At 31.7% G+C, this 23,307-nt stretch carries 26 protein-coding genes, 2 tRNA genes and 1 pseudogene; 9 read left to right on the forward strand and 20 right to left on the reverse strand.

Annotated elements, in window-relative coordinates; genetic code table 11:
- The first annotated feature begins 67 nt into the window (after positions 1-67).
- Together mutY and A0083_RS00775 are read left to right on the forward strand one after the other, a co-directional pair.
- The gene (gene mutY, locus A0083_RS00770; RefSeq protein WP_120760727.1) at positions 68-1,096 is read left to right on the forward strand and encodes an A/G-specific adenine glycosylase; all 1,029 of its coding nucleotides are present in this window, start codon (positions 68-70) and stop codon (positions 1,094-1,096) included.
- Complete coding sequence (locus tag A0083_RS00775; RefSeq protein ID WP_197553404.1) at positions 1,086-1,937, forward strand: radical SAM/SPASM domain-containing protein; 852 nt, start codon at positions 1,086-1,088, stop codon at positions 1,935-1,937. Before mutY ends, A0083_RS00775 begins: the two co-directional genes overlap by 11 nt.
- A gap of 359 nt (positions 1,938-2,296) precedes the next feature.
- Here A0083_RS00775 and A0083_RS00780 read toward each other — a convergent pair whose 3' ends face one another.
- The 3 genes from A0083_RS00780 to A0083_RS00790 are packed head-to-tail and all read right to left on the reverse strand — an operon-like array spanning position 2,297 to position 5,145.
- On the reverse strand, positions 2,297-3,181 hold the full coding sequence (locus A0083_RS00780) for a hypothetical protein (RefSeq protein ID WP_197553406.1): 885 nt from the start codon (positions 3,179-3,181) through the stop codon (positions 2,297-2,299).
- Positions 3,175-3,795: a penicillin-binding protein activator LpoB gene (gene lpoB, locus A0083_RS00785; protein ID WP_197553408.1), complete on the reverse strand. Its 621-nt coding sequence runs from the start codon at positions 3,793-3,795 to the stop codon at positions 3,175-3,177. Before lpoB ends, A0083_RS00780 begins: the two co-directional genes overlap by 7 nt.
- Before the next feature lie 9 nt (positions 3,796-3,804).
- A complete protein-coding gene (locus tag A0083_RS00790; RefSeq protein ID WP_197553410.1) occupies positions 3,805-5,145 on the reverse strand; it encodes a hypothetical protein in 1,341 nt (446 codons plus the stop codon).
- Between the two features lie 50 nt (positions 5,146-5,195).
- Here A0083_RS00790 and A0083_RS00795 point away from each other — a divergent pair.
- A tRNA-Ser gene (locus A0083_RS00795) sits at positions 5,196-5,283 on the forward strand.
- Here A0083_RS00795 and A0083_RS00800 read toward each other — a convergent pair.
- Positions 5,284-5,925, reverse strand: a complete 642-nt coding sequence (locus A0083_RS00800) for a putative metalloprotease CJM1_0395 family protein (RefSeq protein WP_197553412.1) — start codon at positions 5,923-5,925, stop codon at positions 5,284-5,286.
- Between the two features lie 130 nt (positions 5,926-6,055).
- Here A0083_RS00800 and A0083_RS00805 point away from each other — a divergent pair.
- Positions 6,056-6,132 (forward strand) — tRNA-Met (locus A0083_RS00805).
- On the opposite strand, the gene A0083_RS00810 is transcribed toward A0083_RS00805, so the two are convergent.
- The 9 genes and pseudogenes from A0083_RS00810 to moaC all read right to left on the reverse strand — a co-directional run bounded on the left by A0083_RS00810 (position 6,133) and on the right by moaC (position 15,352).
- Entirely contained in the window at positions 6,133-6,774 is a 642-nt protein-coding gene (locus A0083_RS00810) for a potassium channel family protein (protein WP_120760733.1), read from the reverse strand.
- Positions 6,771-8,114, reverse strand: coding sequence for a TrkH family potassium uptake protein (locus A0083_RS00815; protein ID WP_197553413.1), 1,344 nt, complete (start codon positions 8,112-8,114; stop codon positions 6,771-6,773). Before A0083_RS00815 ends, A0083_RS00810 begins: the two co-directional genes overlap by 4 nt.
- 92 nt (positions 8,115-8,206) lie before the next feature.
- On the reverse strand, positions 8,207-9,541 hold the full coding sequence (locus tag A0083_RS00820; RefSeq protein ID WP_197553415.1) for an anaerobic C4-dicarboxylate transporter: 1,335 nt from the start codon (positions 9,539-9,541) through the stop codon (positions 8,207-8,209).
- Positions 9,542-9,564: 23 nt separating this feature from the next.
- Positions 9,565-10,977, reverse strand: coding sequence for an aspartate ammonia-lyase (locus A0083_RS00825; protein ID WP_197553417.1), 1,413 nt, complete (start codon positions 10,975-10,977; stop codon positions 9,565-9,567).
- Between the two features lie 362 nt (positions 10,978-11,339).
- Entirely contained in the window at positions 11,340-12,506 is a 1,167-nt protein-coding gene (locus A0083_RS08270; RefSeq protein ID WP_442861600.1) for a methyl-accepting chemotaxis protein, read from the reverse strand.
- A 339-nt stretch (positions 12,507-12,845) separates the two neighbouring features.
- Positions 12,846-13,097 (reverse strand): annotated as a pseudogene (locus A0083_RS08275) (hypothetical protein); the annotation flags it as partial.
- Positions 13,098-13,502: 405 nt separating this feature from the next.
- Positions 13,503-14,624, reverse strand: a complete 1,122-nt coding sequence (locus tag A0083_RS00835; RefSeq protein ID WP_197553420.1) for a hypothetical protein — start codon at positions 14,622-14,624, stop codon at positions 13,503-13,505.
- 13 nt (positions 14,625-14,637) lie between these two features.
- The gene (locus tag A0083_RS00840; RefSeq protein WP_197553423.1) at positions 14,638-14,901 is read right to left on the reverse strand and encodes an HP0495 family protein; all 264 of its coding nucleotides are present in this window, start codon (positions 14,899-14,901) and stop codon (positions 14,638-14,640) included.
- Entirely contained in the window at positions 14,879-15,352 is a 474-nt protein-coding gene (gene moaC / locus A0083_RS00845; RefSeq protein WP_197553426.1) for a cyclic pyranopterin monophosphate synthase MoaC, read from the reverse strand. Before moaC ends, A0083_RS00840 begins: the two co-directional genes overlap by 23 nt.
- Before the next feature lie 86 nt (positions 15,353-15,438).
- On the opposite strand from moaC, the gene A0083_RS00850 reads away from it, so the two are divergent.
- Positions 15,439-15,600 (forward strand): highly acidic protein, encoded by a 162-nt coding sequence (locus tag A0083_RS00850; protein ID WP_197553429.1) that lies wholly within the window; start codon positions 15,439-15,441, stop codon positions 15,598-15,600.
- Positions 15,601-15,621: 21 nt separating this feature from the next.
- Here the strand turns inward: A0083_RS00850 and A0083_RS00855 are convergent, their stop codons facing one another.
- Positions 15,622-16,098, reverse strand: a complete 477-nt coding sequence (locus A0083_RS00855) for a cysteine permease (RefSeq protein WP_197553432.1) — start codon at positions 16,096-16,098, stop codon at positions 15,622-15,624.
- A gap of 116 nt (positions 16,099-16,214) precedes the next feature.
- Between A0083_RS00855 and A0083_RS00860 the strand changes: the two genes are divergently transcribed.
- Positions 16,215-16,598 carry a group III truncated hemoglobin gene (locus A0083_RS00860; RefSeq protein WP_120760203.1) on the forward strand — a complete coding sequence of 128 codons (384 nt, stop codon included), beginning with the start codon at positions 16,215-16,217 and terminating at the stop codon, positions 16,596-16,598.
- A 12-nt stretch (positions 16,599-16,610) separates the two neighbouring features.
- On the opposite strand, the gene A0083_RS00865 is transcribed toward A0083_RS00860, so the two are convergent.
- The 4 genes from A0083_RS00865 to recA all read right to left on the reverse strand — a co-directional run bounded on the left by A0083_RS00865 (position 16,611) and on the right by recA (position 19,840).
- Positions 16,611-17,294 carry an AMIN domain-containing protein gene (locus A0083_RS00865; RefSeq protein WP_197553435.1) on the reverse strand — a complete coding sequence of 228 codons (684 nt, stop codon included), beginning with the start codon at positions 17,292-17,294 and terminating at the stop codon, positions 16,611-16,613.
- Positions 17,284-17,478: a hypothetical protein gene (locus A0083_RS00870; protein WP_232087562.1), complete on the reverse strand. Its 195-nt coding sequence runs from the start codon at positions 17,476-17,478 to the stop codon at positions 17,284-17,286. The genes A0083_RS00865 and A0083_RS00870 overlap by 11 nt, the downstream gene beginning before the upstream one ends.
- Before the next feature lie 83 nt (positions 17,479-17,561).
- The gene (gene eno / locus A0083_RS00875; RefSeq protein ID WP_120760209.1) at positions 17,562-18,806 is read right to left on the reverse strand and encodes a phosphopyruvate hydratase; all 1,245 of its coding nucleotides are present in this window, start codon (positions 18,804-18,806) and stop codon (positions 17,562-17,564) included.
- Entirely contained in the window at positions 18,806-19,840 is a 1,035-nt protein-coding gene (gene recA, locus A0083_RS00880) for a recombinase RecA (protein WP_039662499.1), read from the reverse strand. The genes eno and recA overlap by 1 nt, the downstream gene beginning before the upstream one ends.
- Before the next feature lie 109 nt (positions 19,841-19,949).
- Between recA and A0083_RS00885 the strand changes: the two genes are divergently transcribed.
- The 3 genes from A0083_RS00885 to A0083_RS00895 are packed head-to-tail and all read left to right on the forward strand — an operon-like array spanning position 19,950 to position 21,880.
- A complete protein-coding gene (locus A0083_RS00885) occupies positions 19,950-20,813 on the forward strand; it encodes a menaquinone biosynthesis family protein (protein ID WP_197553438.1) in 864 nt (287 codons plus the stop codon).
- A gap of 27 nt (positions 20,814-20,840) precedes the next feature.
- Positions 20,841-21,107 (forward strand): flagellar biosynthesis protein FliQ, encoded by a 267-nt coding sequence (fliQ, locus tag A0083_RS00890; RefSeq protein ID WP_120760213.1) that lies wholly within the window; start codon positions 20,841-20,843, stop codon positions 21,105-21,107.
- Positions 21,104-21,880 carry a UDP-N-acetylmuramate dehydrogenase gene (locus A0083_RS00895; RefSeq protein WP_197553441.1) on the forward strand — a complete coding sequence of 259 codons (777 nt, stop codon included), beginning with the start codon at positions 21,104-21,106 and terminating at the stop codon, positions 21,878-21,880. The genes fliQ and A0083_RS00895 overlap by 4 nt, the downstream gene beginning before the upstream one ends.
- Here the strand turns inward: A0083_RS00895 and A0083_RS00900 are convergent.
- Together A0083_RS00900 and A0083_RS00905 are read right to left on the reverse strand one after the other, a co-directional pair.
- Positions 21,873-22,523, reverse strand: coding sequence for a hypothetical protein (locus A0083_RS00900; protein WP_197553444.1), 651 nt, complete (start codon positions 22,521-22,523; stop codon positions 21,873-21,875). The two genes, A0083_RS00895 and A0083_RS00900, sit on opposite strands and share 8 nt — an antisense overlap.
- Positions 22,523-23,281, reverse strand: coding sequence for a 3'(2'),5'-bisphosphate nucleotidase CysQ (locus A0083_RS00905; protein ID WP_120760218.1), 759 nt, complete (start codon positions 23,279-23,281; stop codon positions 22,523-22,525). Before A0083_RS00905 ends, A0083_RS00900 begins: the two co-directional genes overlap by 1 nt.
- Positions 23,282-23,307 lie beyond the last annotated feature (26 nt).

Genomic DNA, 23,307 nt, shown 5'->3' on the forward strand with positions numbered 1-23,307 from the left:
TTTTTAATTTTAACATAAAGCTTTTAAGAATTGATTGTATAATTTTTAAAAAACAAAGAAAGTCTTAATGCAAAAAATTCACGAAAATATCTTAAAGTGGTATGATCAAAATGGTAGGAAAGATCTGCCTTGGCGTATTTTACATGATCGGTATAAAAAGTATGCTAAGGTAGATGACTTAGAAAGATTAAAGCATATTGACATAGCATATGCTGTTTATGTGAGTGAAATTATGTTGCAACAAACTCAAGTGAAAAGTGTTTTGCAAAATTATTATTTTCAATTTTTAGCTCAATTTCCTTCTTTAAAAATTCTTGCATTATCTAGTGAAGATGAGGTTTTGAAAGCTTGGCAAGGACTTGGCTACTACACTAGAGCTAGAAATTTGTATCAATGTGCAAAAATTTGTATGCAAAAATGGGGTGCAAAATTACCAGCAGATGTTGAAAAGTTACAAACTCTTCCTGGTATTGGAGAGTATACAGCAGGCGCTATAGCTTGTTTTGGGTTTTTGCAAGCTCAAGCTTTTGTAGATGCAAACATCAAAAGAGTTTTGAGTAGATTTTATAGCTTGCAAAATCCAAACTCTAAACTTTTAATGCAAAAAGCAAAAGAGTTGTTAAACCATAAAAATCCATTTGAACATAATCAAGCTTTACTAGATATAGGCGCTTTGCTGTGTTTGCCTAAAAATGCAAAGTGTAAACTTTGTCCTTTAGAGGAGTTTTGTAGCGGAAAAAATGAGTATGAAAAATTCCATACAAGCAAAAAAATTCAATACCAAAACATCACTTTAGATATTTTAATAGTTCAAAAAAATCAATATTTTTTATTAGAGCAAAGTAAAGAAAAATTATATTTTAACTTGTATAATTTTCTAACATACAAGGGTGAAAAAAATGCAAGTTATTTAGGTGAGTTTAAACATACTTATACAAAATACAAAATCAATGCTAGAGTGTATTTTTTAAAAGATGATCAATTTAAAGATCAGGGCTTTAAGGCGGTTTTAGATAAAGAGTTAGAGCAGCTAACGCTTTCAAAGCTTGCTGTAAAAGCTTTTGAAATTTATAAAAAGAGTGTCGATGCAGTTTGAAAAAATCTATATAGAACTAAGCGATATTTGTGGATTAAAATGCGATTTTTGTCCTAGTCAAAAAGCACAGCGTAAACTCATGAGTTTAGAAAATTTTGAAAAAATTTGTAAAAGCGTACATCATCGCGCCAAGCTTTTTACTTTTCATGTATTAGGAGATCCTTTAAGGGTGACAAATTTAAAAGAGTATTTAGAGCTTGCATTAAAATATGATATGTGTATTGAGCTAACTACGAGCGGGTTTTATCTAGATGAGGAAAAAATTACCTTGCTTTTAAATTCAAAAAATATTAGGCAAATTAATATTTCCTTAGGAGCTTTTTTAGCGCAAAGTAGAGTAGATATAAAGGAATATTTTAAGCCTATTTTGCGTTTGATTTTTTTGCACTTGGAGAAAAGATTAGATTCTTTTGTGAATTTAAGACTTTGGAATTTAGATCATGATTTTAACCCACCTTTAGAAAATGAAAAAATTTATCATTTTTTAGAGTCGACTTTTCAGGTTTTCATTCAAAGGCAAAAAGTAAAAAATCGTTTAGAAAGGCACATTATCTTACACCAAGCTAAGCTTTTTAAATGGCCTTCTTTGAAAGATAAAGTCATACGTCATGAAGGTATTTGTCATGCTTTAAATGGTCAAATCGCCATATTAAGCGATGGGAGTTTGGTGCCTTGTTGCTTAGATACTCAAGCAGATATGAAGCTTGGCAATTGTTTTGAAGATGAGTTTAATGAGCTTTTGAAATCTCCTTTGTATACACAGCTAAAAGAAGGATTTAAACAAGGAGTTTTAAAAGCAGAACTTTGCAAAAGATGTGAGTTTTTGCAAGCTAAAAACTAATTTTCCTTGCTTGGACAATTATAATTTCAGGAAATTCTTTATTTAAAAATACATCCATTATGAAGCTATTTTGCCACTAGCGTTTATGGTTTGAAAAATGAATTCTATGTAAAAATTTTTCATCTTTGCTAGTTTTATTATTGATCGCTATAGTCAAAAGCATAAACATTAGTGTTATATTTTTTACACATATAAGCGGAAAAATTTCCATTTTCACAAGTAATATTTAAAATATAATCACCATTTGTATGTTTAGTCATCCTTTGATTTAGGATGTATAATTTTTTATGAAATTCGTTAGAATTATCTCCTATTTATACATCCTAAAATTTTGCATTAATACTCCAAGCTTTTACATTTTATAAGCCTAATTCTACTACTTTTTCGTCGTTAAAATTTTCATCACTTGTAGAATTTTCTTGAATGCTTTCTGTAGATTTTGCATACATAGGATTTTGGGAGTATTTAAATATATCATCTGTGATTTTTGTTGCTATCCCACGTAGTGCTTTTTGTTGACTTGGAGTGCTTGTAGAAACCATTTTAAACTCCAAAGTATTAGAGGCTTTAATTTGTGCTGTTGAAAAACTTATCAAGCGATAATTAATGCTAATGTTATAATTTTGCATTGTGCCTTCATCTTGGAGTTCTTGTAGTTTGGGCTGTAAGATGAGTAAATAGTCTGCGCCTGATGTTTTAAAAAGCTTAATAAGATCTTCATCGCTAGCACCAGCAATAAGTGATGATTTTTCTTGACCACGAAATTCAATATCTGCTCTATCTAGAATTTTAAATTTTTTAGTTTGAAATAAAACACTTAGCAATTCTTGTTCAAATTTAGCAGAAAGTTCATCTTTTACTTGATTTATAATGATTAAAGAACATCTATCTTCAGTGCTTTTATCATTGTAGAGTTTGTTGTAAATTACTACTTTTGCGCGGAATTCATTTTGGCTTGTTTGGGTAAGAGATTGGATATCATAACTATTAAAAACTCCATTGCTAATTAGATCAATCTCCTCATCATAACCTATGTTAAAATTACCGTTAAATTTAAATTCAAATTTTTTAAGTTTAACTTGTCTTAATCCTTCTGTTTTACCCAAAGCTTCATTGATAGCATTTTTAATCGCTTCGCTTCTTGTGGCACCAAAGCCTTCCCCGTAGCTTTCTTTATTAAGGGCGCTATGTGCATGAGACATGCACACAAGAGTTAAAAAAAGTAAAAAGAATTTTTTTACCATGTGACACTCTTGCTTGTACCAGTCTTGTCGATTGTTTTTTCATCTTCCCAAAGCGCTAAGCCGCTTGTTAAATCAGTAAGAATGAGATGAAAGAAATATTCACTTTGAATTTTGCCATTGTAAAGCTTTACACTATCTTGTCTAATCTTTCCAGAGAGTGAGAAGTTAGGTGCTAAGATGGTGCCTTTGGAAGCAATGGTATTTTGATTAAATTCATCATTTTCTCTTAAATTTCTTATTTCGTGTGTTAGATTATCTTTAGCTCCACCTGCAGCTACTGCGGTAGTGAGTACAAATTTACCTGATTTTCTTAGTGCTATTGTGATTTTTGCGGTGAGTTTATCAGTGTCTATTCTTTGTGGGGTATCGTTGATAATGCGACCTATGGCAAGTACTTTTTTGTTTTGAGCATTTAAATTTGCAAATGCAGGATCATTTAACATACTTTCTATCATTGCCTTAGCTGTGTTTTCAAAGTCCTCTCTATCTAGTCCCAAGGTAAGTGCATTACCTTGCACTTTTTGCGAAGCTTTGCCATCAGTGTATTTAGGTTGAGAAGAACAAGCACCAAAAATAAAAATGGCAAAAAAAGTAAAAAGTAGGCTTTTTTTCATTTTATCTCCTTATTTTTCTTTAATCTTATAAATAACATTAGAATGAGGCATGAAAGATCTTACTAGTAAGATATAGTTTTTATCTTTTTCTAGCTTATCATCAAAGATTAATTTTTGATGATCATCATAAATTTGTACCAAGCCTTCGTTTTTTAGCATTAAAATACTAGCACTTTTTGGTAAAGCTTGCCACATTCTAAGATCAGCTTTATTTGTTAGTGCTGTGCTAACTGTGCTAATCAATGATAAAAATCCACTTGAATCATTATTGGCTATGGTTAGATTGATTGAAGTTTTAAGAGCGCTTGAAACCAAAGTTTTTAATACTATAGAAGGTAAAAGAGTTTTAAACTCACTTACAATAATATCATCAAAATAAATCAAATTGTGCGTTTTTTGATCTTGGCTTTGTAAAAAAGGATAAGAGGAATTTCTTGCTTTAAGATAGGCAAAGGCTATGCTGATATTAGCAAGATTATCATTGAATACAAAAGGCAATATAAGATTGAATTCTTCTTTAGTGGAGCTTAGTCCATTTTCATAAACGATAAAAATGTATTTTTGTTTATTTGTGTTTGGTTGAATATGAGTAAGGGTTTCAAATAGCTGAAATTGCTTTTGTAGTTCTTGGTTGTTCGTTTGGCTTAGTGCAACTTCTTTTAACAAATCATAAGCTTTTAAATAGTCTTGATCAAAAAAGAAAAATAAAGCACTTATATAGGTTGTGTAGGTATTGATGTAGTTTTTACTAGCATTAAAATTGCTAAGTAGATTATCGTATTGTTTGTAGATGGGGTTTAAATTTTGATAAAAACTTGCATATAGTTTTTTGTCTTTTTGAATTTCTTTTTTGTAGTCTTCTTGAGCTTTTTGTATATATGAGTAAAAATGCTCTTTTAGTCTATCTTGTCGATACAAGGCTCTATTAAATTCAACTCTTGCGTTTTGAAAATCCCCTAAACTCATATAGTTTAAACCTTTATAAGTATTGAGCATAACTCTTTCATAAAAATAACCTTGATAATCATAAATCGTATCATTTAATAAAAGCTCACTCAAATTTCTTGAAACTTTTTGAATGTCATTTTGCAAATCTACATCAAATTTATAAGCCTTTTCTGCTTTATCAAAAAATGCATTACTTTGAACATAGTCTTTGCAAACCCTTGCTAAAGAGGCTAGATTTAATCCGTTGTAAATACTGTCTTTATCGGCGTTCTTTAAGGCGAGGGTGTTTTTGTTGCACTGTTGATGAATGAAAGCTTTTTCAAAATTAAGATTGGTGTTAGCGTGGTTAGAACAAGCAGTGAAGAAAAATGCCACTAAAAAGCAAAAATATAAATGCTTCATCGGGTTCCTTTAGTGTAAATTTAAAAAAATAAGCTATAATTTTCTTTTTTAGAGAGGTGTCCGAGCGGTCGAAGGAGCACGCCTGGAACGCGTGTGTGGGGCAACTCACCGAGGGTTCGAATCCCTTCCTCTCTGCCATTATGCGCTTTTATTATACTGACTTCCTATGTAATCTTGTGAAATATTTTGAGTATATGATTTTATGGCTTTTGAATTAGCATTGTTTTCTTGGTTGTTTTTATTTTCTTCATTTTGTGCTTTTAGTTCTTCTGCTTTTATTTTAGATTGTTCTAAGCGGGCTTCATTTTGCATTTGCATAGCATTGGCTGCTACTTTGTAATCTTGCGGACTAGGATCAGCTGGCGCCATCGCAGCAGCAACTACTTGCATAGCATTTGCGATAGTCTCTTCAGGGGTGTTGCCTTTTTGCATTCTTATAGGAACTTCCCCTTCTACCGCATACATTTTATTATCAGGTCCTCTTGTATAACCAAAGCTTGCAGCACCTGCTAAAGCTCCACCTGCAGCTTGATGTGCTGCTTCATGTGCTCTAACTTCGCGGTCTATTTTTTCAAGTTCTCTTACTTGTTTTACTTCTTCATTGCTTAGATCTTTACCATTGACTTTTTGTGTTTTTTCATCTTTTTCTTGATTGTCTTTGTTATCTTGTATAGTTTGTGAGTTTTCGTTTTCAGTATTATCTTGTTTAATTTCTTCTTTATGCTTGTTTTGATAATTAGGTATGTAAAAAGTACTACTATGATTTGAATGAATATGCATTAAAATCCTTTTTTGCTTGTAGTTTTGTATTTTTAACACAAAAAACTTAAAAAATGTATAAAAATGCAGAAAATATTGATTTTATAAAATGTTAAGAAAAATAAAAGTATAATTTTAACTTCTTTTTTATGTCAGGGTAGCTCAGCTGGCTAGAGCGCTGGTCTCATAAGCCGGAGGTCGGGAGTTCAAGTCTCCCCCTTGACACCATCAATACTCATATTGTTTAAAATCTTCTTGAGTTCCAAGCAACATGATGATATCATTGATATAAGCTTTATTATCCAAATTTGGCATTATACTCCATGTTTCATGCTGTTTGTGGGCTATGACTTTTAAATTTTTTGCTATAGTGTGTAAATTTTTTCCAGCTAAGTTTTCATCCACTAGGAGTTTTGCCACTTTAATGGTGTTAGCAGAAAGATCAATGATTTCAAAATTAGGATTTGCAATGAGAATTCTAGCCAAGCGTTTAGCAGATTCTTTTTCAGGATAGATGACTTTATTGACTCCAAGCTTAGATAATATTTGTCCATGTGTAGGGGTGTTTGCTTTAGCAATGATATTTTTTACGCCAATTTCTTTTAAAGCCATAAAGGTGAGTATGCTAGATTCTAGATCTTCGCCTATGCTTAAGATAACAACATCAGCATTTGCATAACCTGCTTCCTTTAGTGCGATAGCATGGGTAGAATCTAAAATATAAGCAAAATCTGCTTGATCTTGAAGTTCTTTGACTGCTTCTTCGTTGATATCAGATACAATAACCTTTTTTCCTTGACAAATCAGCTCGTTTGCTAAAACAGATCCAAATCTACCAAGCCCTATGATGCCATAAATTTCTTTTTTCATAATATAATTTTTCCTTTTGGGTAATTTAAGTATTTTTCTTTTTCCTTGAAAAATATACTAAATAAAAACGCCAACACCCCAACTCTACCGCTTAACATAAGTAAAATGATTATAAGTTTGCTAAATGGGTTAAAATTTGCACTTAAAGATAAAGTTCCACCATCGCCAACTGAAACACCTACTGTGGCAAACGCTGAACTTGTTTCAAAAAGTAAATGCAAGAAATGTTTATCATCTTCTATAAATGATAAAATTAAAACACATGTGATGATATAGACAATAGAGCTTACAGTTATAACAAAAGCTTTGTTGATCGTTTTGCTAGGTATTTCAAAGTTAAAAACTCTTACAACGCCATCTTTGATACTCCAATAAGCATAAATTAGCAAAATAGCAATGGTTGTGACCTTGATACCTCCTGCGGTTCCACCGGGTGCACCTCCTATAATCATAAACAAAGAACCAAAAAATAAACTTGCATCTTTAAAGGTGCTAAAATCAAGTGTGTTAAAACCAGCTGTACGGTAATTTACTGCAGTAAAATATGCACTCATAATTTTATCAAACAATGAAAGCTCACCTATGCTTTTGGGATTGTGGTATTCAAATAAAAACACCACTAAGCTTGCAAAAATAATCAAAATAACACTAGAGCTTAAGACAAGTTTGGTGTGTAGACTTAAATTAGCAAAGCGTTTTTTGGAAAAAAAATATAATTCTAGTAAAACAAAATAACCCAAACCACCAATAATAATCAAAGAAGTGATGATAAAATTAATCCAAAAATCATCTCGGTAGGGTACTAACCCGGTTTCAAATATACTAAATCCGGCGTTATTGAAAGCAGATATAGAGTGAAAAATACTAGCCCATAATGCTTTACTTAAGCTCATGTCAAGCTTAAATCTTAAAAACAACAACATCGCACCTAGTAACTCTATGGTAAAAACAAAGATTAAAACTTTTTTTAAAAAATCTACTAAGCCACTAGGTTGAGGATATATTAAGGATTCTCTTAGTAGGTTTTTTTCTCCAAAACTCATCTTTTTTCTTACTAAAATATACAAGGCCATAGCTATACTCATATAACCTAGGCCACCAATTTGAATGAGTATTAAAATCACTATTTGGCCGTAAAAACTAAAATCTAATGATGTATTTAATACAATAAGTCCTGTCATGCTTACCGCAGAAGCGCTTGTGAAAAAAGCATCTAAAAATGTGATAGGTTGAGTATGCATAATAGGAAGCATAAGAATAAACGTACCAAGTAAGGCTATTACAATATAACCTATAAATAAAATTCTAATATTGTTTCTTTCTAAATTTAATTTAGTCATAATATTACTTTTTTAAAAATAGGAAAATATTTTACTGCAGAATTAGTTAATAAATAAAAAACTTTCCACTTTGGCAGTGGAAAGTTAAAGTTTCAAAGTATTCCCACGGCTAGGAAGCCTAGTGCAACAGCTATGGCGATAGCTAAAACACCTGGGATAAAGAATGCGTGATTGAAAATGAATTTTCCAATTCTTGTTGTGCCAGTATCATCCATTTGTACAGCACCTAGTAAAGTAGGGTAGGTTGGAAGTACAAAAAGTGCTGAAACAGCAGCAAAACAAGCAACTAGCATGTAAGAATCACTAGGATTTGTAGCTGAAATACCTAATGCAGCAACAATAACAGGCACAATAGCTTTTGCAGTAGCTGCTTGAGAGTATAAAAGCATACTAGCAAAAAAGAAAGCAACTGCAAGCATGGCCGGAGTTTCTTTAACCCATTCTCCTGCTACTGCTTTAATGCCTGCTTCATGACCTGCAACGAAAGTATTTCCAAGCCATGCAACACCAAATACACACACACAAGCTGTCATACCTGATTTAAATACACTTGTATCTAAAATTTTAGCCGGCTCAACTTTACACAAGAAAGTGATTATGGTTGCAGCAGTAAGCAAGAAACTCATAATCGCAGCATCTCTTGGTATAATCACTGGATCGATCCATTTGATATTGCTTGAAATCGCAGTTGCATAAAGTACAACACATAATACTGTGATTAGGAAGATTGCAACTGAAAGTTTTGCACCCGGTTTATCTTCGCTATGTAATACATCAGAGGCGCTTTTTACAAGACCTGCTTTTAAGCGTTCTTGATATATTGGGTCTTTGCTAAGATCCATAGGAGTGATGAGGCTTACGATAAATGCTGTCACCATACAAGCGATAAAGGTAGTTACGATCCAAATTCCAATTAATGTAGGATAGTTCCAACCAAGAGGCTCTAATACACCTGTCATGTAAACAACAGCAGCGCTAACAGGGGAAGCTGTGATACCAATTTGCGAAGCTACCACCATAAGCGATAAAGGAGCTGATGGTTTGATGTTTTGTGATTTTGCCACATCAATAACAACAGGCATAAGTGAAAATACAGCATTACCTGTACCTGCTAAAATAGTAAGCAACCAACCACAAGCTGGCGCAAGATAGTTGATAAATCTTGGATGTCTGCGTAAAATTCTTTCAGTAACTTTTACCATATAATCCAAACCACCTGCTTGCTGCATTGCTGAAATAGCAGCAATAGCAGCAGCAATAATCAAAATAACATCCCAAGGGATATTACCTGGTTTCATACCTAATACAAGTCCTAAAATGACAACACCCAAACCACCAGCATAACCTATTGCTATGCCACCAAGGCGAATACCTATAAAGATAGCGCCAAGAAAGACAATAAGTTGTAAAATAACCATAATGTCCATGATCATCTCCTTTTTTTTGTTTATTAAGCTTTTCTTTTTTCAGTCATATGAGGATTTAACATATTTTCAGGGGTTAAAATCTCATCGATTTTTTCTTTTGGTAAATATCCTCTTTCAAGACAAATATCTCCAACGGCTTTGCCAGTTTCTAAAGCTTCTTTGGCGATACTTGCAGATTTTTCATAGCCTAAAACAGGGTTAAATGCAGTAACAATTCCGATAGAGTTTAAAACAAGTTTTTTACAATTTTCAGGATTTGCTTTAAGACCTTTGATTGCTTTTTCGGCTAAAGTTTTCATAGCATTTTCAAGCAATACAATAGAATTAAATAAGCCATAAGCAATACCTGGTTCAAAGGCATTAAGTTCAAATTCGCCTCTTTCAGAGCAAAGCATAATGGTAACATCATTACCTATTACTTCATAGCAAGCTTCTCCAACTGCTTCACAAATAACAGGATTTACTTTTCCTGGCATAATAGAACTACCAGGTTGCATAGCAGGTAGACTAATCTCAGCCAAACCACATCTTGGACCTGAATTCATTAATCTTAAGTCATTTGCTATTTTAGAAAGTCTAACTGCAGCTGTTTTTAACGCACCGCTTACATGCACAAAGTCGGCTGTATCTTGAGTAGCAGCGATGAAATCTTCGGCAGGTTTAAAGTCAACCCCGGTAATTTCTTTTAACTTTTTCTCAACCACAAATTTATAATCAGGGTGGCAGTTAATACCTGTGCCTATAGCTGTAGCACCAAGATTTAAAAATGTCATAGATTCACGTGCTGCAGTGATTTTTGCTATATCGCTTTTAATATAACTTGCGAATGCGTTAAAAGTATTTCCTAAAGTAGTAGGAACCGCATCCTCAAGTTCTGTTCTACCCATTTTAATGATATCTTTGTATTCTTTAGCTTTTGCTTCTAATTCTACTTTTAAGTTTTCCATAGCTTTTAAAAGATCACTTAATTTTGCATAAGTTGCCACTTTAATCGAGCTTGGATAGGTATCGTTAGTTGATTGTCCTAAGTTGGTATGGTCATTTGGGTGAAGGTATTGGTATTCACCTTTTTTATGTCCCATACTTTCAAGTGCAATGTTGGTAATTACTTCATTTGTATTCATATTAGTACTTGTTCCAGCGCCACCTTGAATCATATCAACTACAAATTGATCTAAAAATTCACCAGCAATCAACCTATCGCAAGCATTAGCGATAGCATCGGCTTTATCTGCATCAAGAACTCCAACTTCTTTGTTAGCTAGTGCAGCTGCTTTTTTAACTTGAGCAAAAGCTTTTACAAAATAGGGGTAATCTTGTAATTTTCTACCGCTCATACTAAAATTTTCTAATGCTCTAAAGGTTTGTACACCATAATAAACTTCATCAGAAATTTCTAACTCACCAATAAAGTCGTGTTCCTTTCTTGTTCCCATAATATTCTCCTTGTGGGTTTTATTTAAGTTTTATTTATAAACTTGGCAAGTATTATACTACAAAATATTATAAAGATTTCATAAATTTTTTTATTTTTTATCAAATATAATAAAAATATATAACATAAGTATCGAATATTGATACTCATTTTCTAGACAAAATATCAAGTGGCTAAAATGTTTTGTTTATAATATTTAAATTTTATCAATATATTTAAAATTTATTATTTTTTATTTACTTTTATTATCAAATTTTGAAAAAACCAAAAACACAAATATATTTTACAACCTAGGAAATTAATTATAAAGAGATAAAGAGGGTAAAAGCCAAACCCTTAAAGGCTTGGCTTGCTAATGATCAATTAAAACTTTTTCTTTCTAGCATCTTCTAAGATATCATTAGCTATCTTATTAACATTATCAGATATAGCTGCACTATCTTTAGCTATTTTTAGATTTTCTTGTGTTACGCTATCAATTTGAGCCACAGCATCATTAATTTGAGTAATACCTGTAGTTTGTTCTTTAATACTTTCACCCATTTCATTGATAGATTGAACTAAGATATTTGTGTTAGCTTCAATTTCACCCAAAGACTTTTGAGTTCTTTCAGCTAGATTTCTAACTTCATCTGCAACAACAGCAAATCCTCTACCATGTTCACCAGCACGTGCAGCTTCAATAGCAGCATTTAATGCAAGTAGGTTAATTTGATCTGCAATATCTCCAATAATAGAAGTAACATTTTTAATCTCTTCACTTTGAGCAATTACTTCACTAGTTTTATGCGAAACATTTTGCATAGAAGAAGTAATCTCTTCTAGTGCTGCTGCTGTTTCTTCTAAAGAAGAAGCTTGAGAAGATGAAGAATCAGTTAGGTTTTTAACCGCACTTTGTAATTTACCACTTTCATCTGCTAATAAAGAAGCAAATTCAGATGATTGTCTTAACATAGCTACAATTTCTTGACCTAATACATTTGTGGTTACTTCAACTCCACCTTTAGCATTTTTAACTTCAGTAGTAAAGTCTAATGCTTTATAGCTATCAAATACTCTATTAATTTCATTCATATTAGAACCTACTTTTTGTTCTAATACATTAAGCATTTCATTTAAAACATTTTTTAATTCTATAAGCTGAGGATTAGCAGGAATTGCAGTAATTCTTGCTGTTAGATTACCACTTTCTATTTCTTTGGCTGTATCTACTGATTGTTCTACTGCTTTAGCATCTTGTTCTAATGCATTTTTAGTTTTAGTGATGTTTTCATTAATGGCTTTAGCCATAATGCTTAATTCATCATTAGTTTTAGTGTCTTTACTTAAAATGGTATCTTTAGTTTCGTGATTGATAAATTTAAAGAAATGTAAAAGATTGTTTTGTAGATTTACAATTCTTGAGCTAACTGCTTTATTGATGTAAATAAATACTACTAGTACTATTGCTAAAACTACAAAAAGAGATACAATAGCTATAGTCGCAACAAGTTTTACAATAGGCATTTGTATAGAATCAACTGGCGCCATAGTTACGATAGACCAATAATCGCTTGCATTATCCCACACGTTAAAGTTAACTATCGCTGCTCTGTTATCTTTTCCATCTCTTGCACGGGTAAAATCAAAAATAGTGTTAGTTTTATTTTTTTGTAAATCTACTAGTGTTTGCGCGCTAGGATGAGGATTTACTTCAGTGATATTTTTACCTATGAATTCAGTTGCAGGGCTAACTGCAATAAGTCCATTTTCTCCAAGTAATAATCTTTGATCATCTTTAAATACGCTTCTTTCAGGATTTACTAGTTCTTCTTGAAGCTGAGTTAAGCTTCCTAAAGCTCCAACAACACCGATAAGCTTTCCATTTCTTATGATTGGAACAGTAACATTATAAGCTAAGAACTCTTGACCGTTGATAACAAATTTTTGAGGTCTTCCTATGCCTTCTTGCTGGTTTTTTAAAGCATCATTAACACTTCTTTGATTTAAAACCCTATCATCTGCTTGAATGAGTTCAATACCGCCTTTTTCTCTTAAGCTAGTATCGTGCATTAGCATTAGAAATCTATTAGATTGGGTTAGAAGTTTAGGGTTGATGTTAGAGTATTTTGAAACATCCATGATGTGCACATAAATATATGCAATCCAACCATTAGAATCAAGAGCACCACCAAGTATATCTTGCAACCTCTCTTCTTCGATTTCTGTTTGGGTATCAAGAATTTGATCGATAGAGCTTTCAGTGCTTACAAGAGTTGAATATACGCTTTCAGTAGCTCCTCTTACGATATTTGAATATCTAAAAGCGCTAGTTTGAAGTAGTTTTTCTGCTTCAGTATGTAAGATATTTGAAGATTGTACAGCAATAACGCTTGCTAAAATTCCAATACCTAAAACTATAATCGCAATAACAACTGCAACTATTTTTGTTCCTATTTTTAAGTTTGAAAACAAAATAAGCTCCTTTGTGATTTGATTTGAAAATTGATTTAAGATATTAAGATATTAATTTTATCTTAAAAAAGATTATTTTTTAATTAATCTTTTTGCTTTCTCCCAAAGTCTTATACCTAACTCTTTTGCATTATTTTTATCTAAGCTCTTATATTTGGAGCTTGCTAGTTTTTCAAGTTCGTTAAGTTCTTTAGCTAAAAGATTGATTTTGCTTTGTGCGAGTTTGCTAAAATCATCAATTTTTGGATTTTGTTTTAGTTCATTGATTTTGATTAAAATTTGCTCTCTGCTTTCTTGAATAAGACGTTTAAATTTAGCAAATAAGGTATCAAATTTATTTTCTAACAAATCTTTTAATATATCTTTAACTGGATTATTTAATTCTAAGGAAGTTTTTTTAAGCATTTGGATTAATTCTTGTTCGATATCGATGAGCTGTTTTTCCTTGTCTTTTAGATCATGCTCTAAAGCACTATAAGCAAAGCTTGCTTTAAATTTTTCAATCGCCAAAGAAATACCTTCTTGTACCCCATAAATCGCCCCTATGCACAAATCATAAGCAAAAACTTTTGATTCGTTGGCAAGTTCAAATGCTGCATTTAAAACAACTTGAGAAATTTTTAAAATTCTTTCTTTTTCAAAACTACCTTCACAGATCGCATTAAAAACTAAATTTTTTGCTATTTCACATGAGGTAAGTTCGATGTTCTCGCCTTTTTCCAAAGTAGTGATAAAAGCACTTTCAGCAGTTTCTTTTAAAAGTCCTAAAATTTCAATATCATAAAGCATAGCATCGTTAATGCTGATATTAAATTCATTTAAATTTAAATCTTTTAAGGTTTTTTCTAAATCAAAAAAGTTATCGCAAATTTTATGCTTGATAGTGTTTTTTTGTTCTTCTATTTTTGCTTTTAGTTTGCCATATTCGTTGATATAAGCAAAAAAACTTTTTTTATCTTCTTCAACCCTAGCTTTGATAATGCCTTGAATAATTTTGGAAATATTTTCTTCATTAACAAGTTCTAGTTTTTCAAGTACTTTAGAAAAACTAGCAAATAATTCTTCATTAGTGGTGTTTTCATAGCAAATTTTTTTATAGCTTAGGTTAAATACAAGTTCGCTGATTAAGCTTGGAATTTCATTTTTTTCGCAAGCAAGAAGAGAGTTTTCAAAAATAATGGCTAAATTTTTCATAGTTTTCCCTTTTTTATAGTACAAATTTGGCTTTGCTTTTTAATTGATTAAAAATATTTAATCGATCCTCTTTGCTATTCACATAAACACTTAAAAGATAACTTTTGTATGTTCCTTGTTTACTTGTGTTAGAAATTTGATATTTAAAATCTCTTTGATTTAAAATTTGATTAAAAATTTCTAGTGCATTTGTATTTGCTTCAAATACAACCTTATAATCCCAAAAAGTAGGATAATCAATAATAGGTTCTTTTTTAAGATCGCATATATTTACCACTTTTACCTCCTTCTTTGCTTTCTAAAACAATATCTGTAATTTGCATACTTTTATCAATGGCTTTGATCATATCATAAATGGTTAAAAGTCCTACGCTAACTGCTGTTAAACTTTCCATTTCAACACCGGTTTTGCCTTCGCATTTTACGGTGACAAAAAGTTTAAAAGAGCATTCTTTGGCGTTTTCCTCTATATGGGTTTGTACTTTTGAAATCATTAGCGGATGGCACATTGGAATGAGATTGGAGGTTTGTTTTGCGCCCATGATAGCCGCTGTAATGGCAGTTTGTAAAACAGGCCCTTTTTTTGCTTTATTTTCAATGATAGCATTAAATGCTTCTTGGCTCATGTAAATTTTACCACTAGCACAAGCCTCTCTTTGAGTGATATCTTTTTGGCTTACATCTACCATTTTAGGATGATTTTTTTCATCTAGATGTGTTAAATTCATATTTTTCCTTAATGTGTTTTTAGAAAATTATACCAAAATGTGTATTTTTATATTAAAATACTACTAAAAAATATTAAAGGATAAAAATGGCTTACGATGATGAAGAATTTGAAAATTACGAAGATGAGTTGTATGATGATGCTGATGATGACACTTATGCGAGTAATCAAAGATCATATAATTATGATGAAGATGATTATGAATATGATGATGATTATGGCGATGATGATACTTATGAAATGGACTGATTTCTAAGTTTTATATAGATTTTAATAATACCCTACGCACATGCTTTCAGTGATTTTGATACGTTTTTCTAAGGGCGTAGGGCTAAAAAAATGACATTTTTCAATGTAAATATTACAGGTGTAGTCAAGTTTTAAAAAATCATAAAAAGCTTTTAAATTTACAAATTTTACCCCGCAAACTTCTTTGATATCTAAGATTTTATAAATTTGAGAATGGTTTTTTTCTACTAAATGTGAAGGTGCTAAAGTAGTAAAAGAGCAAAAAGCACTCGCAAGAACAAAACCGCTTAAATCTTCACACTCTTTAACAAGGTGCTGGTGTTTTTTAAGTATGCTTTTTTTATGTAAAAAAACTACTCTTGTACCTTGATAGCGTGCAACTTGAGCATTTTTCCAAAACTTATAAGCATTTTTAGAAATACCAGCAAGTTGATGTAATTGGACATTTAAAACATAATCATCTAAAAATTGATTAGGAGGTAAAATCGTATAAGTCATGTTTTTTCTTTTTATTGTAAAGTATTTTTAAAATTATACTAAAAATTGACTTTTGTTTATATTTTTAGCATGTATTTTTAATACAATTGTTTGAATTTATTATCTTAAGGAAAATTATGAAATTAAGTAGTATTGATCATGATGGCATTAAAAAACTTATGGATATTTTTTATGCAAAAATAAGAGTTCACAAAGATTTGGGTCCTATTTTTAATGATAAAATAGGTACAGATGATGAGAGTTGGAAAAAACATAAAGAAAAAATCGCAAGCTTTTGGGCGGGAATGTTTTTAGGCGATCCAAGTTATAGCGGATCTCCTTTGAGGGCTCATCATGAGTTGCCTCCATTTCCAAGAGAATTTTTTGATATTTGGCTTGAATTATTTGATGAAAGTTTACAAGAAGTTTTCGAAGATGAACCAAGGAGTATGATGATGGAAAGAGCTAGAATGATAGCTCAAAGATTTCAAATGATTATTTATGATCATCGTTTCGCTTAAGAGTTTTAACTCTTAGCGATAACTAAAGGTGTGTAGGTTTTCACTATGAGAATAATCATAGCTATATTTTCCATCTAGATAGATTACTAAACGGTAATACTCTTTATGTGATCCAAAAACAACTTTTTTAACTCTAGCGGTGTTTACTTGCAGTGTTTTGGTGTTAAAATTTTGTTTTTTAGCAAAATCGATGATGATTTTGGTAGGATCGCCAATGGATAAATTTCTTAGCATTTTATCTTCGGTTTTGATATTGATTTTATTATTATAAAAACTTAAAGAGATAAAGTTGTATATACTGCCACTAAATAGCGGTGTTTCTATATTGATAGTGGTGTTGTTTTCTTCGGTTTTGCTGTTTTTGGTTGCTTGTTTTTGTGGCACTGTCACAGAGACATCAAGAATGGGCGTTGCGTTAGGGCTTTTGGTTTTTATAAAAGAGTAGGTATCATGCCAATTAATACTTTTGTAAATATCAAGCGTTGTTTGTTCTTCTGAGCCATCAAGGTTGATATAATTTATAGTAATACTTTTTAAAATTCTCGCATCAGAATTAAAATTAAAATCTTGTCTTTGAAAGGGACTTAATTTTATAAATTCAGGATCTTTTTGCTGCATATCGTTGTCGAAAGGATTGTCTTTTGCATTTAAGCATATACAGGAAAGCACAAACAATACCAAAAACTTAATTCTCATGCGAAGTTTCTCCTTTAAGTCTTAAAAGTTGTAAATATTCTTTTTGCGCTTGGGCGTTTTTTGCTTTTAAGGTCATTATGTTTTTTTCTAAAATTTTTTGTTCTTCTTTAAGTGATAGTAAAACATCTAAAGAAGATTTTCCAAAAAACATATTTCCAAAATACATAGCAACAATGATCGCCACAAACGATAAAGCAATGGTTTTTATTAAATGACGACGAGCTTCCTTTTTTTTGGAATGCTCATCGTATTCTTTTAGTAAATCACTCAGAGTTTATCTCCTAGGTATTCATCGTTGTCTAGTTCGATTTCTAATAAGCGATTGTATTTAGCTGTTCTTTCTCCTCTTGCTAAGGCGCCGGTTTTAATTTGTCCTGTATTGAGTGCTACTGCAAAGTCAGCTATAAAAGCATCTTCACTCTCACCACTTCTATGACTCATGATACATCTATAATTATTTCTATGGGCTAATCTTACTGTTCTCATGGTTTGAGTGATTGTTCCGATTTGGTTAGGTTTAATTAATACAGCATTTGCCATATTTTTCATGATACCTTCTCTTAAGATATCTTCGTTGGTTACAAATAAATCATCACCCACAAGCTGAACTTTGCTACCAAGTTTTTGAGTGAGTTTAATCCAACCTTCATAATCATCTTCAGCTAAGCCATCTTCTATGCTAAAAATAGGATATTTAGCGCATAATTCTTCATAACGAGCGATTAAGTCTTCGCTTGAGAAAACTTTACCTTCTAGGTGGTATTTACCATCTTTATACAGTTCGCTACTTGCTACATCTAGCGCTAGTTTGATTTTGTTTTCATAACCTGCTTTTTTAATACAAGTCATTAAAAGATCAAGTGGTTCGGTATTGTTTGCTAAATTTGGAGCAAAACCACCCTCATCACCCAAAGCGGTAGAATGACCTAAACTAGCTAGTTCTTTTTTTAATACTGCATAAATTTCGCAAACTGATCTTAGCCCTTCTTTGAAAGATGAAAAACCAAAAGGCATGATCATAAATTCTTGAAAATCTACGCTATTGTTTGCATGAGCGCCGCCATTGATGATGTTGCACATTGGTACAGGTAATACACTTGCATTTGCTCCACCTAAGTAACGGTATAAAGGCACACCTAAGGCGTTAGCAGCTGCACGTGCTGTTGCCATAGAAATTCCTAAGGTTGCATTTGCTCCTAGGTTGGAGTAGTTTTTTGTTCCATCAAGCTCTAAAAGAGTGTTATCTAGTTGGGTCTGATTAAATGCATCAAGTCCTATGATGTTTTCAGCTATTGTGCCATTGATGTTTTCAATCGCTTTTAAAACACCTTTTCCGCCAAATCTCTCATCATTATCTCTTAACTCTAAGGCTTCTTTTTTTCCAGTACTTGCTCCACTTGGAACGATAGCACTACCCACGCTACCATCGCTTAACATGATTTCAGCTTTAATGGTAGGATTACCTCTACTATCTAAAACCTCAAAAGCTCTTAAATCTTCAATCATTAACATTACTCTTCTCCTTCCTCATCTTCTTTTGCACCTAAAATCATACTATCTATACCGATGGAATTTTGTATAGCTTGTGTGATTTCATCTGCAATAGCTGGGTTTTCTTTTAAAAAGGCTTTGGCATTTTCTCTACCTTGACCAAGTTTAGAAGCTTTGTAAGAAAACCATGCACCACTTTTATCAATGATGTCAAGTTTTACACCATAGTCTATTAACTCGCCTTCACGACTTACGCCCTCGCCAAACATCACATCAAATTCAGCTTGTTTAAAAGGTGGGGCGACTTTGTTTTTAGCTACTTTTACTTTAACACGGTTTCCAATAGGCTCATCATTTTGTTTTAAGGTAGCTGTTTTTCTTACATCTAAACGCACCGAAGCATAAAATTTTAATGCATTTCCACCGGTGGTTGTTTCAGGTGTACCATAACCCATCATACCTATTTTCATACGAATTTGGTTGATGAAAATTACAGTGGTGTTCATTTTGTGTACAATACCAGTGAGTTTTCTTAAAGCTTGACTCATTAATCTTGCTTGAAGTCCTACGTGTTGATCTCCCATATCGCCTTCGATTTCTGCTTTTGGAGTTAGTGCAGCAACGCTATCTACCACTATTAGATCAATAGCTCCACTTCTTGCTATGGTTTCAACGATTTCTAAAGCTTGTTCTCCAAAATCTGGCTGAGAGATGTAAAGATTTTCTGTATCAACACCTAAATTTTTTGCATATCTTACATCTAGCGCGTGTTCAGCATCGATAAATGCACAAACTCCGCCTTTTTTTTGGCATTCTGCTATGATGTGCAAAGTAAGTGTTGTTTTGCCTGAACTTTCAGGCCCATAAATTTCTATAATTCTTCCTTTTGGTACTCCGCCTATACCTAGAGCTAAATCTAGCCCAACTGAACCTGTAGGAATAGAATCAATTTTTTCAACTTCTTTATCGCCAAGTCTTAAGATAGTACCTTTTCCAAAGGTTTTATCAAGACTTTTTAAGGCTGCATCAAGTGATTTTCTTTTATTATCATCCATGCTTATTAATCCTTTTATAATATGTTTAAAATTGTATCAAAAAGAAATTTAATATAAGTTTTTATTTTGAATTTTGCTAAAATACTTTTTTAAATTTTTAAGGAAAAAAATGAATAAAAAAATTAGCGTAGCACACTCTCCTGATGCTGATGATATTTTTATGTATATGGCGATTAAATTTGGCTGGGTGGGAAATGCCTATGAGTATGAAAATACAGCCTTAGATATACAAACTTTAAATGAGTTAGCATTGCAAAATATATACGATGTTAGTGCAATATCTTTTGCGCTTTATCCTTTGATAGCTAGTGAATATGCTTTATTGAAAACTGCTGTAAGTTTTGGCGAAGGTTATGGACCAAAACTCATTAAGAAAAAAGATAAAAGATTAAAGCCAAATTTTAAGGTTGCTTTAAGTGGTGCACACACTACTAATGCTTTGATTTTTCGTATAAAATATCCACAAGCTAGGATAATCTATAAGAATTTTTTAGAAATTGAAAAAGCAGTTTTAGAAGGTGAGGTAGATGCTGGAGTGCTGATACATGAAAGTATTTTAGAGTTTGATTCTAGCTTATGTGTAGAGGCTGAACTTTGGGATATTTGGCAAGAGCTAGCTAAAGATGATTTGCCTTTGCCTTTGGGTGGAATGGCACTTAGAAGATCTTTGCCGATAAATGATGCTATAGCGGTTGAAAAAGATTTAATCAAAGCAGTAGAAGTAGCTGATCATAATAGAAAAATCTTAGCTTCTATGCTTTTAGAGCGTGATTTAATACGCGTAGATGCGCAAAAACTTGATGTATATTTAAACCTATATGCAAATAAAAACTCTATTAACATGAATGATAAGCAGTATAATGCTATAGATAAACTTTTTGAGCTTGGATTTAATCATGGATTTTATGAGAAAATGATAAAGAGCAAAGATTATCTTATACCTAGCGAATATGAAGAATTTAGAAATTCTTGATAGAATTTCAATTTTTAAGGAGAAACAATGGAAAGTGCTTTGGTGGCTTTGGGTGTTCAAACTTTTAAAATTACTCTCATGCTTTCTTTACCTATGCTTTTAGCGGGTCTTATCGCAGGTCTTATTATAAGTATTTTTCAAGCTGTAACACAAATTAATGAAGCTACGCTTTCTTTTGTGCCAAAAATTTTACTTGTTGTTGTAGTGATAGTATTTTTGATGCCTTGGATGATAAGTTCTATGATTGATTTTACAACAAATATTTTAAATCAAATTCCAAGTTTTATTCGATGATTATTGACTTTGCTAAGTATTCTTCTGTGCGTATAGGCGAGAGCTTTGAAGTGCAAGTGCTTGAAGAGCTTTGTGAGTTTGATGGTTTTTTGATAGGTGGGGCTAATAATTTACTTGTTTCGCCAAGACCTAAAAAACTTGGAATTTTAGGGAAAAGTTTTGATTATATTACAATTTTAGAGCAAAATGAAAAAGGTATGTCTGTAGAGATAGGTTCTAGTGTGAAATCTTTTAAGATGTATCAATTTGCTAAAGAAAATAATCTAAAAGGCTTTGAATTTTTAAGAAATATCCCAGGTACTTTGGGTGGAATTTTAAAAATGAATGCGGGTTTAAAAGATGAGGACATTAGTAAAAACTTAATGAGCGTTCGTACTTTTAATCAAGAAATTTTAAAACAAGATATTGCTTTTGCTTATAGATTTAACCCTATTAAAGAAGTGATGTTTAGTGCAAAGTTTTTTTTAAAATATGGATTTGATATAAACAAAGATGAGCTTTTAAAGAATGCAAGAAAAAACCAACCCAAAGGTGCTAGCTTTGGGTCTATTTTTAAAAATCCCAAAAACGATCATGCAGGGAGATTGATAGAAGCAGTTGGTCTTAAAGGTTTTAGTAAAAATGATGCGATGTTTAGCAATGAACATGCAAATTTTTTGATCAATAAAAAACATGCTAGCTTTGATGATGCGATGTTTTTAATAGAGCTAGCTAAAAAAAGAGTATCGGAAGAATTTGGTATTTTTTTAGAAGAAGAAGTGGTGATTATATAGTATTTTTAATATCTTCATAAAGAATTTTAGCTATTTCTTGGACTAACTCTTCGTAAGATTTACTTTTATCGCTAGTGTTAAATCGAGTATCAATGGTAAGTAGTTTATGGTCTTTTAATTTATTGGTTTTTGTAAGAAAAACTTTATATTCTAAGTCAATTTTTACATCAAAATTAGAGAAAAATAAAAAATTATGTTGACTTGCTTGGACTTTTTTTAGATCTAGCAAAATCACAAAATCAGCTTTTTTAAAACGGTTAAATTCTAAAAAATCATCTGCATTGATAAAGTGTTTATTTGCTTGTAAAATATTTTGACTATTGATATAAACTTGATTTTCTTTTTGGCCTAGTAAGGCAAGATGATTTTCTTTGTTAAATAAGGTATTTAAAGCATTTAAGGTATCTTTTGCCATGGTATTAGCATCAATTTTTAAATTTGAAAAATAAAAATTATATTCTTTTTCATAGCTTGGCACCAAAGCCAAAACATCAATCTGCGATAATCTATCGTAGTTGACATTTTGGTTTAGTTTGATGATGTTAAAATCATCATTGTTTTGGAGTTTGATGATTTTTTTATTTGCAAAAGAATTGGCGTAAATGGTGCCAAAAAGACATAAAAATACTAAAAGTATTCTCATTAAAAACCTTGTAATTTAAAATCAGTTTTGGCAAAAGCTATAAAACTTGGAAGTTTAAAGTCAGGACGGTTATAGTCCAAAGCTTTTTTATCAAAATCATATAAAATACCACCATTTTGTTTGACTAAAAAATCTCCCGCGGCGATATCCCAAGCTTTTGGACCACCAAAACGTGGGTAAATTCCTGCTTTTGCCTCAAGCAAATACACAAATTTTAAAGCAGAAGAAACCTTAATACCTTCAAGTTGGTTTTGTATGAAAAAGTCTTCGTTATTGTCATGATTTTTAGAGTATAAAGCGATGTTTTTAACTTTTTCATATTGCTTTAATTCATGAGATAAAATAGTGTCATTTTTGTAAACTTTTGTGTGAGTGTGCGCATAATAGAATGCATTATTCTCCACATCGCCTATGAGTGAAAGCACGGGAGTATTTTTATGGATCAATGCGATTAAAACACAGTATTCCTTGTCTTTTTTAGCATAAGATTTAGTGCCATCGAGTGGATCTATTAGCCAAAAATACTCTAATTTTTTTCTTTCTTCATAAGAGAGTATATTTTCTTCAGAGCATATGGCTATATCACTTGATGCTAAAATTTCACTAATAGCCTCATTGGACTTGATATCAGCTAAGCCAACTGGAGATTCATCTTCTTTAAGCCATAAGGTATTTTTGTCTTTGTATTCAAGTAATACCTTAGAAGCTTCTTTACCTGCCCTTAGGGCTAATTCTAAAAGTGTGTCTAAATTTTTCATAAAAAAAGTATAGCAGTTTAAGATAA

It is taken from the genome of Campylobacter sp. 2014D-0216, assembly GCF_014931215.1.
GTDB lineage: Bacteria > Campylobacterota > Campylobacteria > Campylobacterales > Campylobacteraceae > Campylobacter_D.

Excerpts from the sequence above, each read along its gene's own strand:
- mutY (WP_120760727.1), top strand. The coding sequence starts at position 68 with ATGCAAAAAATTCACGAAAATATCTTAAAGTGGTATGATCAAAATGGT.
- A0083_RS00775 (WP_197553404.1), top strand. The coding sequence starts at position 1,086 with ATGCAGTTTGAAAAAATCTATATAGAACTAAGCGATATTTGTGGATTA.
- A0083_RS00780 (WP_197553406.1), bottom strand. The coding sequence starts at position 3,181 with ATGGTAAAAAAATTCTTTTTACTTTTTTTAACTCTTGTGTGCATGTCT.
- lpoB (WP_197553408.1), bottom strand. The coding sequence starts at position 3,795 with ATGAAAAAAAGCCTACTTTTTACTTTTTTTGCCATTTTTATTTTTGGT.
- A0083_RS00790 (WP_197553410.1), bottom strand. The coding sequence starts at position 5,145 with ATGAAGCATTTATATTTTTGCTTTTTAGTGGCATTTTTCTTCACTGCT.
- A0083_RS00800 (WP_197553412.1), bottom strand. The coding sequence starts at position 5,925 with ATGCATATTCATTCAAATCATAGTAGTACTTTTTACATACCTAATTAT.
- A0083_RS00810 (WP_120760733.1), bottom strand. The coding sequence starts at position 6,774 with ATGAAAAAAGAAATTTATGGCATCATAGGGCTTGGTAGATTTGGATCT.
- A0083_RS00815 (WP_197553413.1), bottom strand. The coding sequence starts at position 8,114 with ATGACTAAATTAAATTTAGAAAGAAACAATATTAGAATTTTATTTATA.
- A0083_RS00820 (WP_197553415.1), bottom strand. The coding sequence starts at position 9,541 with ATGGACATTATGGTTATTTTACAACTTATTGTCTTTCTTGGCGCTATC.
- A0083_RS00825 (WP_197553417.1), bottom strand. The coding sequence starts at position 10,977 with ATGGGAACAAGAAAGGAACACGACTTTATTGGTGAGTTAGAAATTTCT.
- A0083_RS08270 (WP_442861600.1), bottom strand. The coding sequence starts at position 12,506 with ATGGCGCCAGTTGATTCTATACAAATGCCTATTGTAAAACTTGTTGCG.
- A0083_RS00835 (WP_197553420.1), bottom strand. The coding sequence starts at position 14,624 with ATGAAAAATTTAGCCATTATTTTTGAAAACTCTCTTCTTGCTTGCGAA.
- moaC (WP_197553426.1), bottom strand. The coding sequence starts at position 15,352 with ATGAATTTAACACATCTAGATGAAAAAAATCATCCTAAAATGGTAGAT.
- A0083_RS00850 (WP_197553429.1), top strand. The coding sequence starts at position 15,439 with ATGGCTTACGATGATGAAGAATTTGAAAATTACGAAGATGAGTTGTAT.
- A0083_RS00855 (WP_197553432.1), bottom strand. The coding sequence starts at position 16,098 with ATGACTTATACGATTTTACCTCCTAATCAATTTTTAGATGATTATGTT.
- A0083_RS00860 (WP_120760203.1), top strand. The coding sequence starts at position 16,215 with ATGAAATTAAGTAGTATTGATCATGATGGCATTAAAAAACTTATGGAT.
- A0083_RS00865 (WP_197553435.1), bottom strand. The coding sequence starts at position 17,294 with ATGAGAATTAAGTTTTTGGTATTGTTTGTGCTTTCCTGTATATGCTTA.
- eno (WP_120760209.1), bottom strand. The coding sequence starts at position 18,806 with ATGTTAATGATTGAAGATTTAAGAGCTTTTGAGGTTTTAGATAGTAGA.
- recA (WP_039662499.1), bottom strand. The coding sequence starts at position 19,840 with ATGGATGATAATAAAAGAAAATCACTTGATGCAGCCTTAAAAAGTCTT.
- A0083_RS00885 (WP_197553438.1), top strand. The coding sequence starts at position 19,950 with ATGAATAAAAAAATTAGCGTAGCACACTCTCCTGATGCTGATGATATT.
- fliQ (WP_120760213.1), top strand. The coding sequence starts at position 20,841 with ATGGAAAGTGCTTTGGTGGCTTTGGGTGTTCAAACTTTTAAAATTACT.
- A0083_RS00895 (WP_197553441.1), top strand. The coding sequence starts at position 21,104 with ATGATTATTGACTTTGCTAAGTATTCTTCTGTGCGTATAGGCGAGAGC.
- A0083_RS00900 (WP_197553444.1), bottom strand. The coding sequence starts at position 22,523 with ATGAGAATACTTTTAGTATTTTTATGTCTTTTTGGCACCATTTACGCC.
- A0083_RS00905 (WP_120760218.1), bottom strand. The coding sequence starts at position 23,281 with ATGAAAAATTTAGACACACTTTTAGAATTAGCCCTAAGGGCAGGTAAA.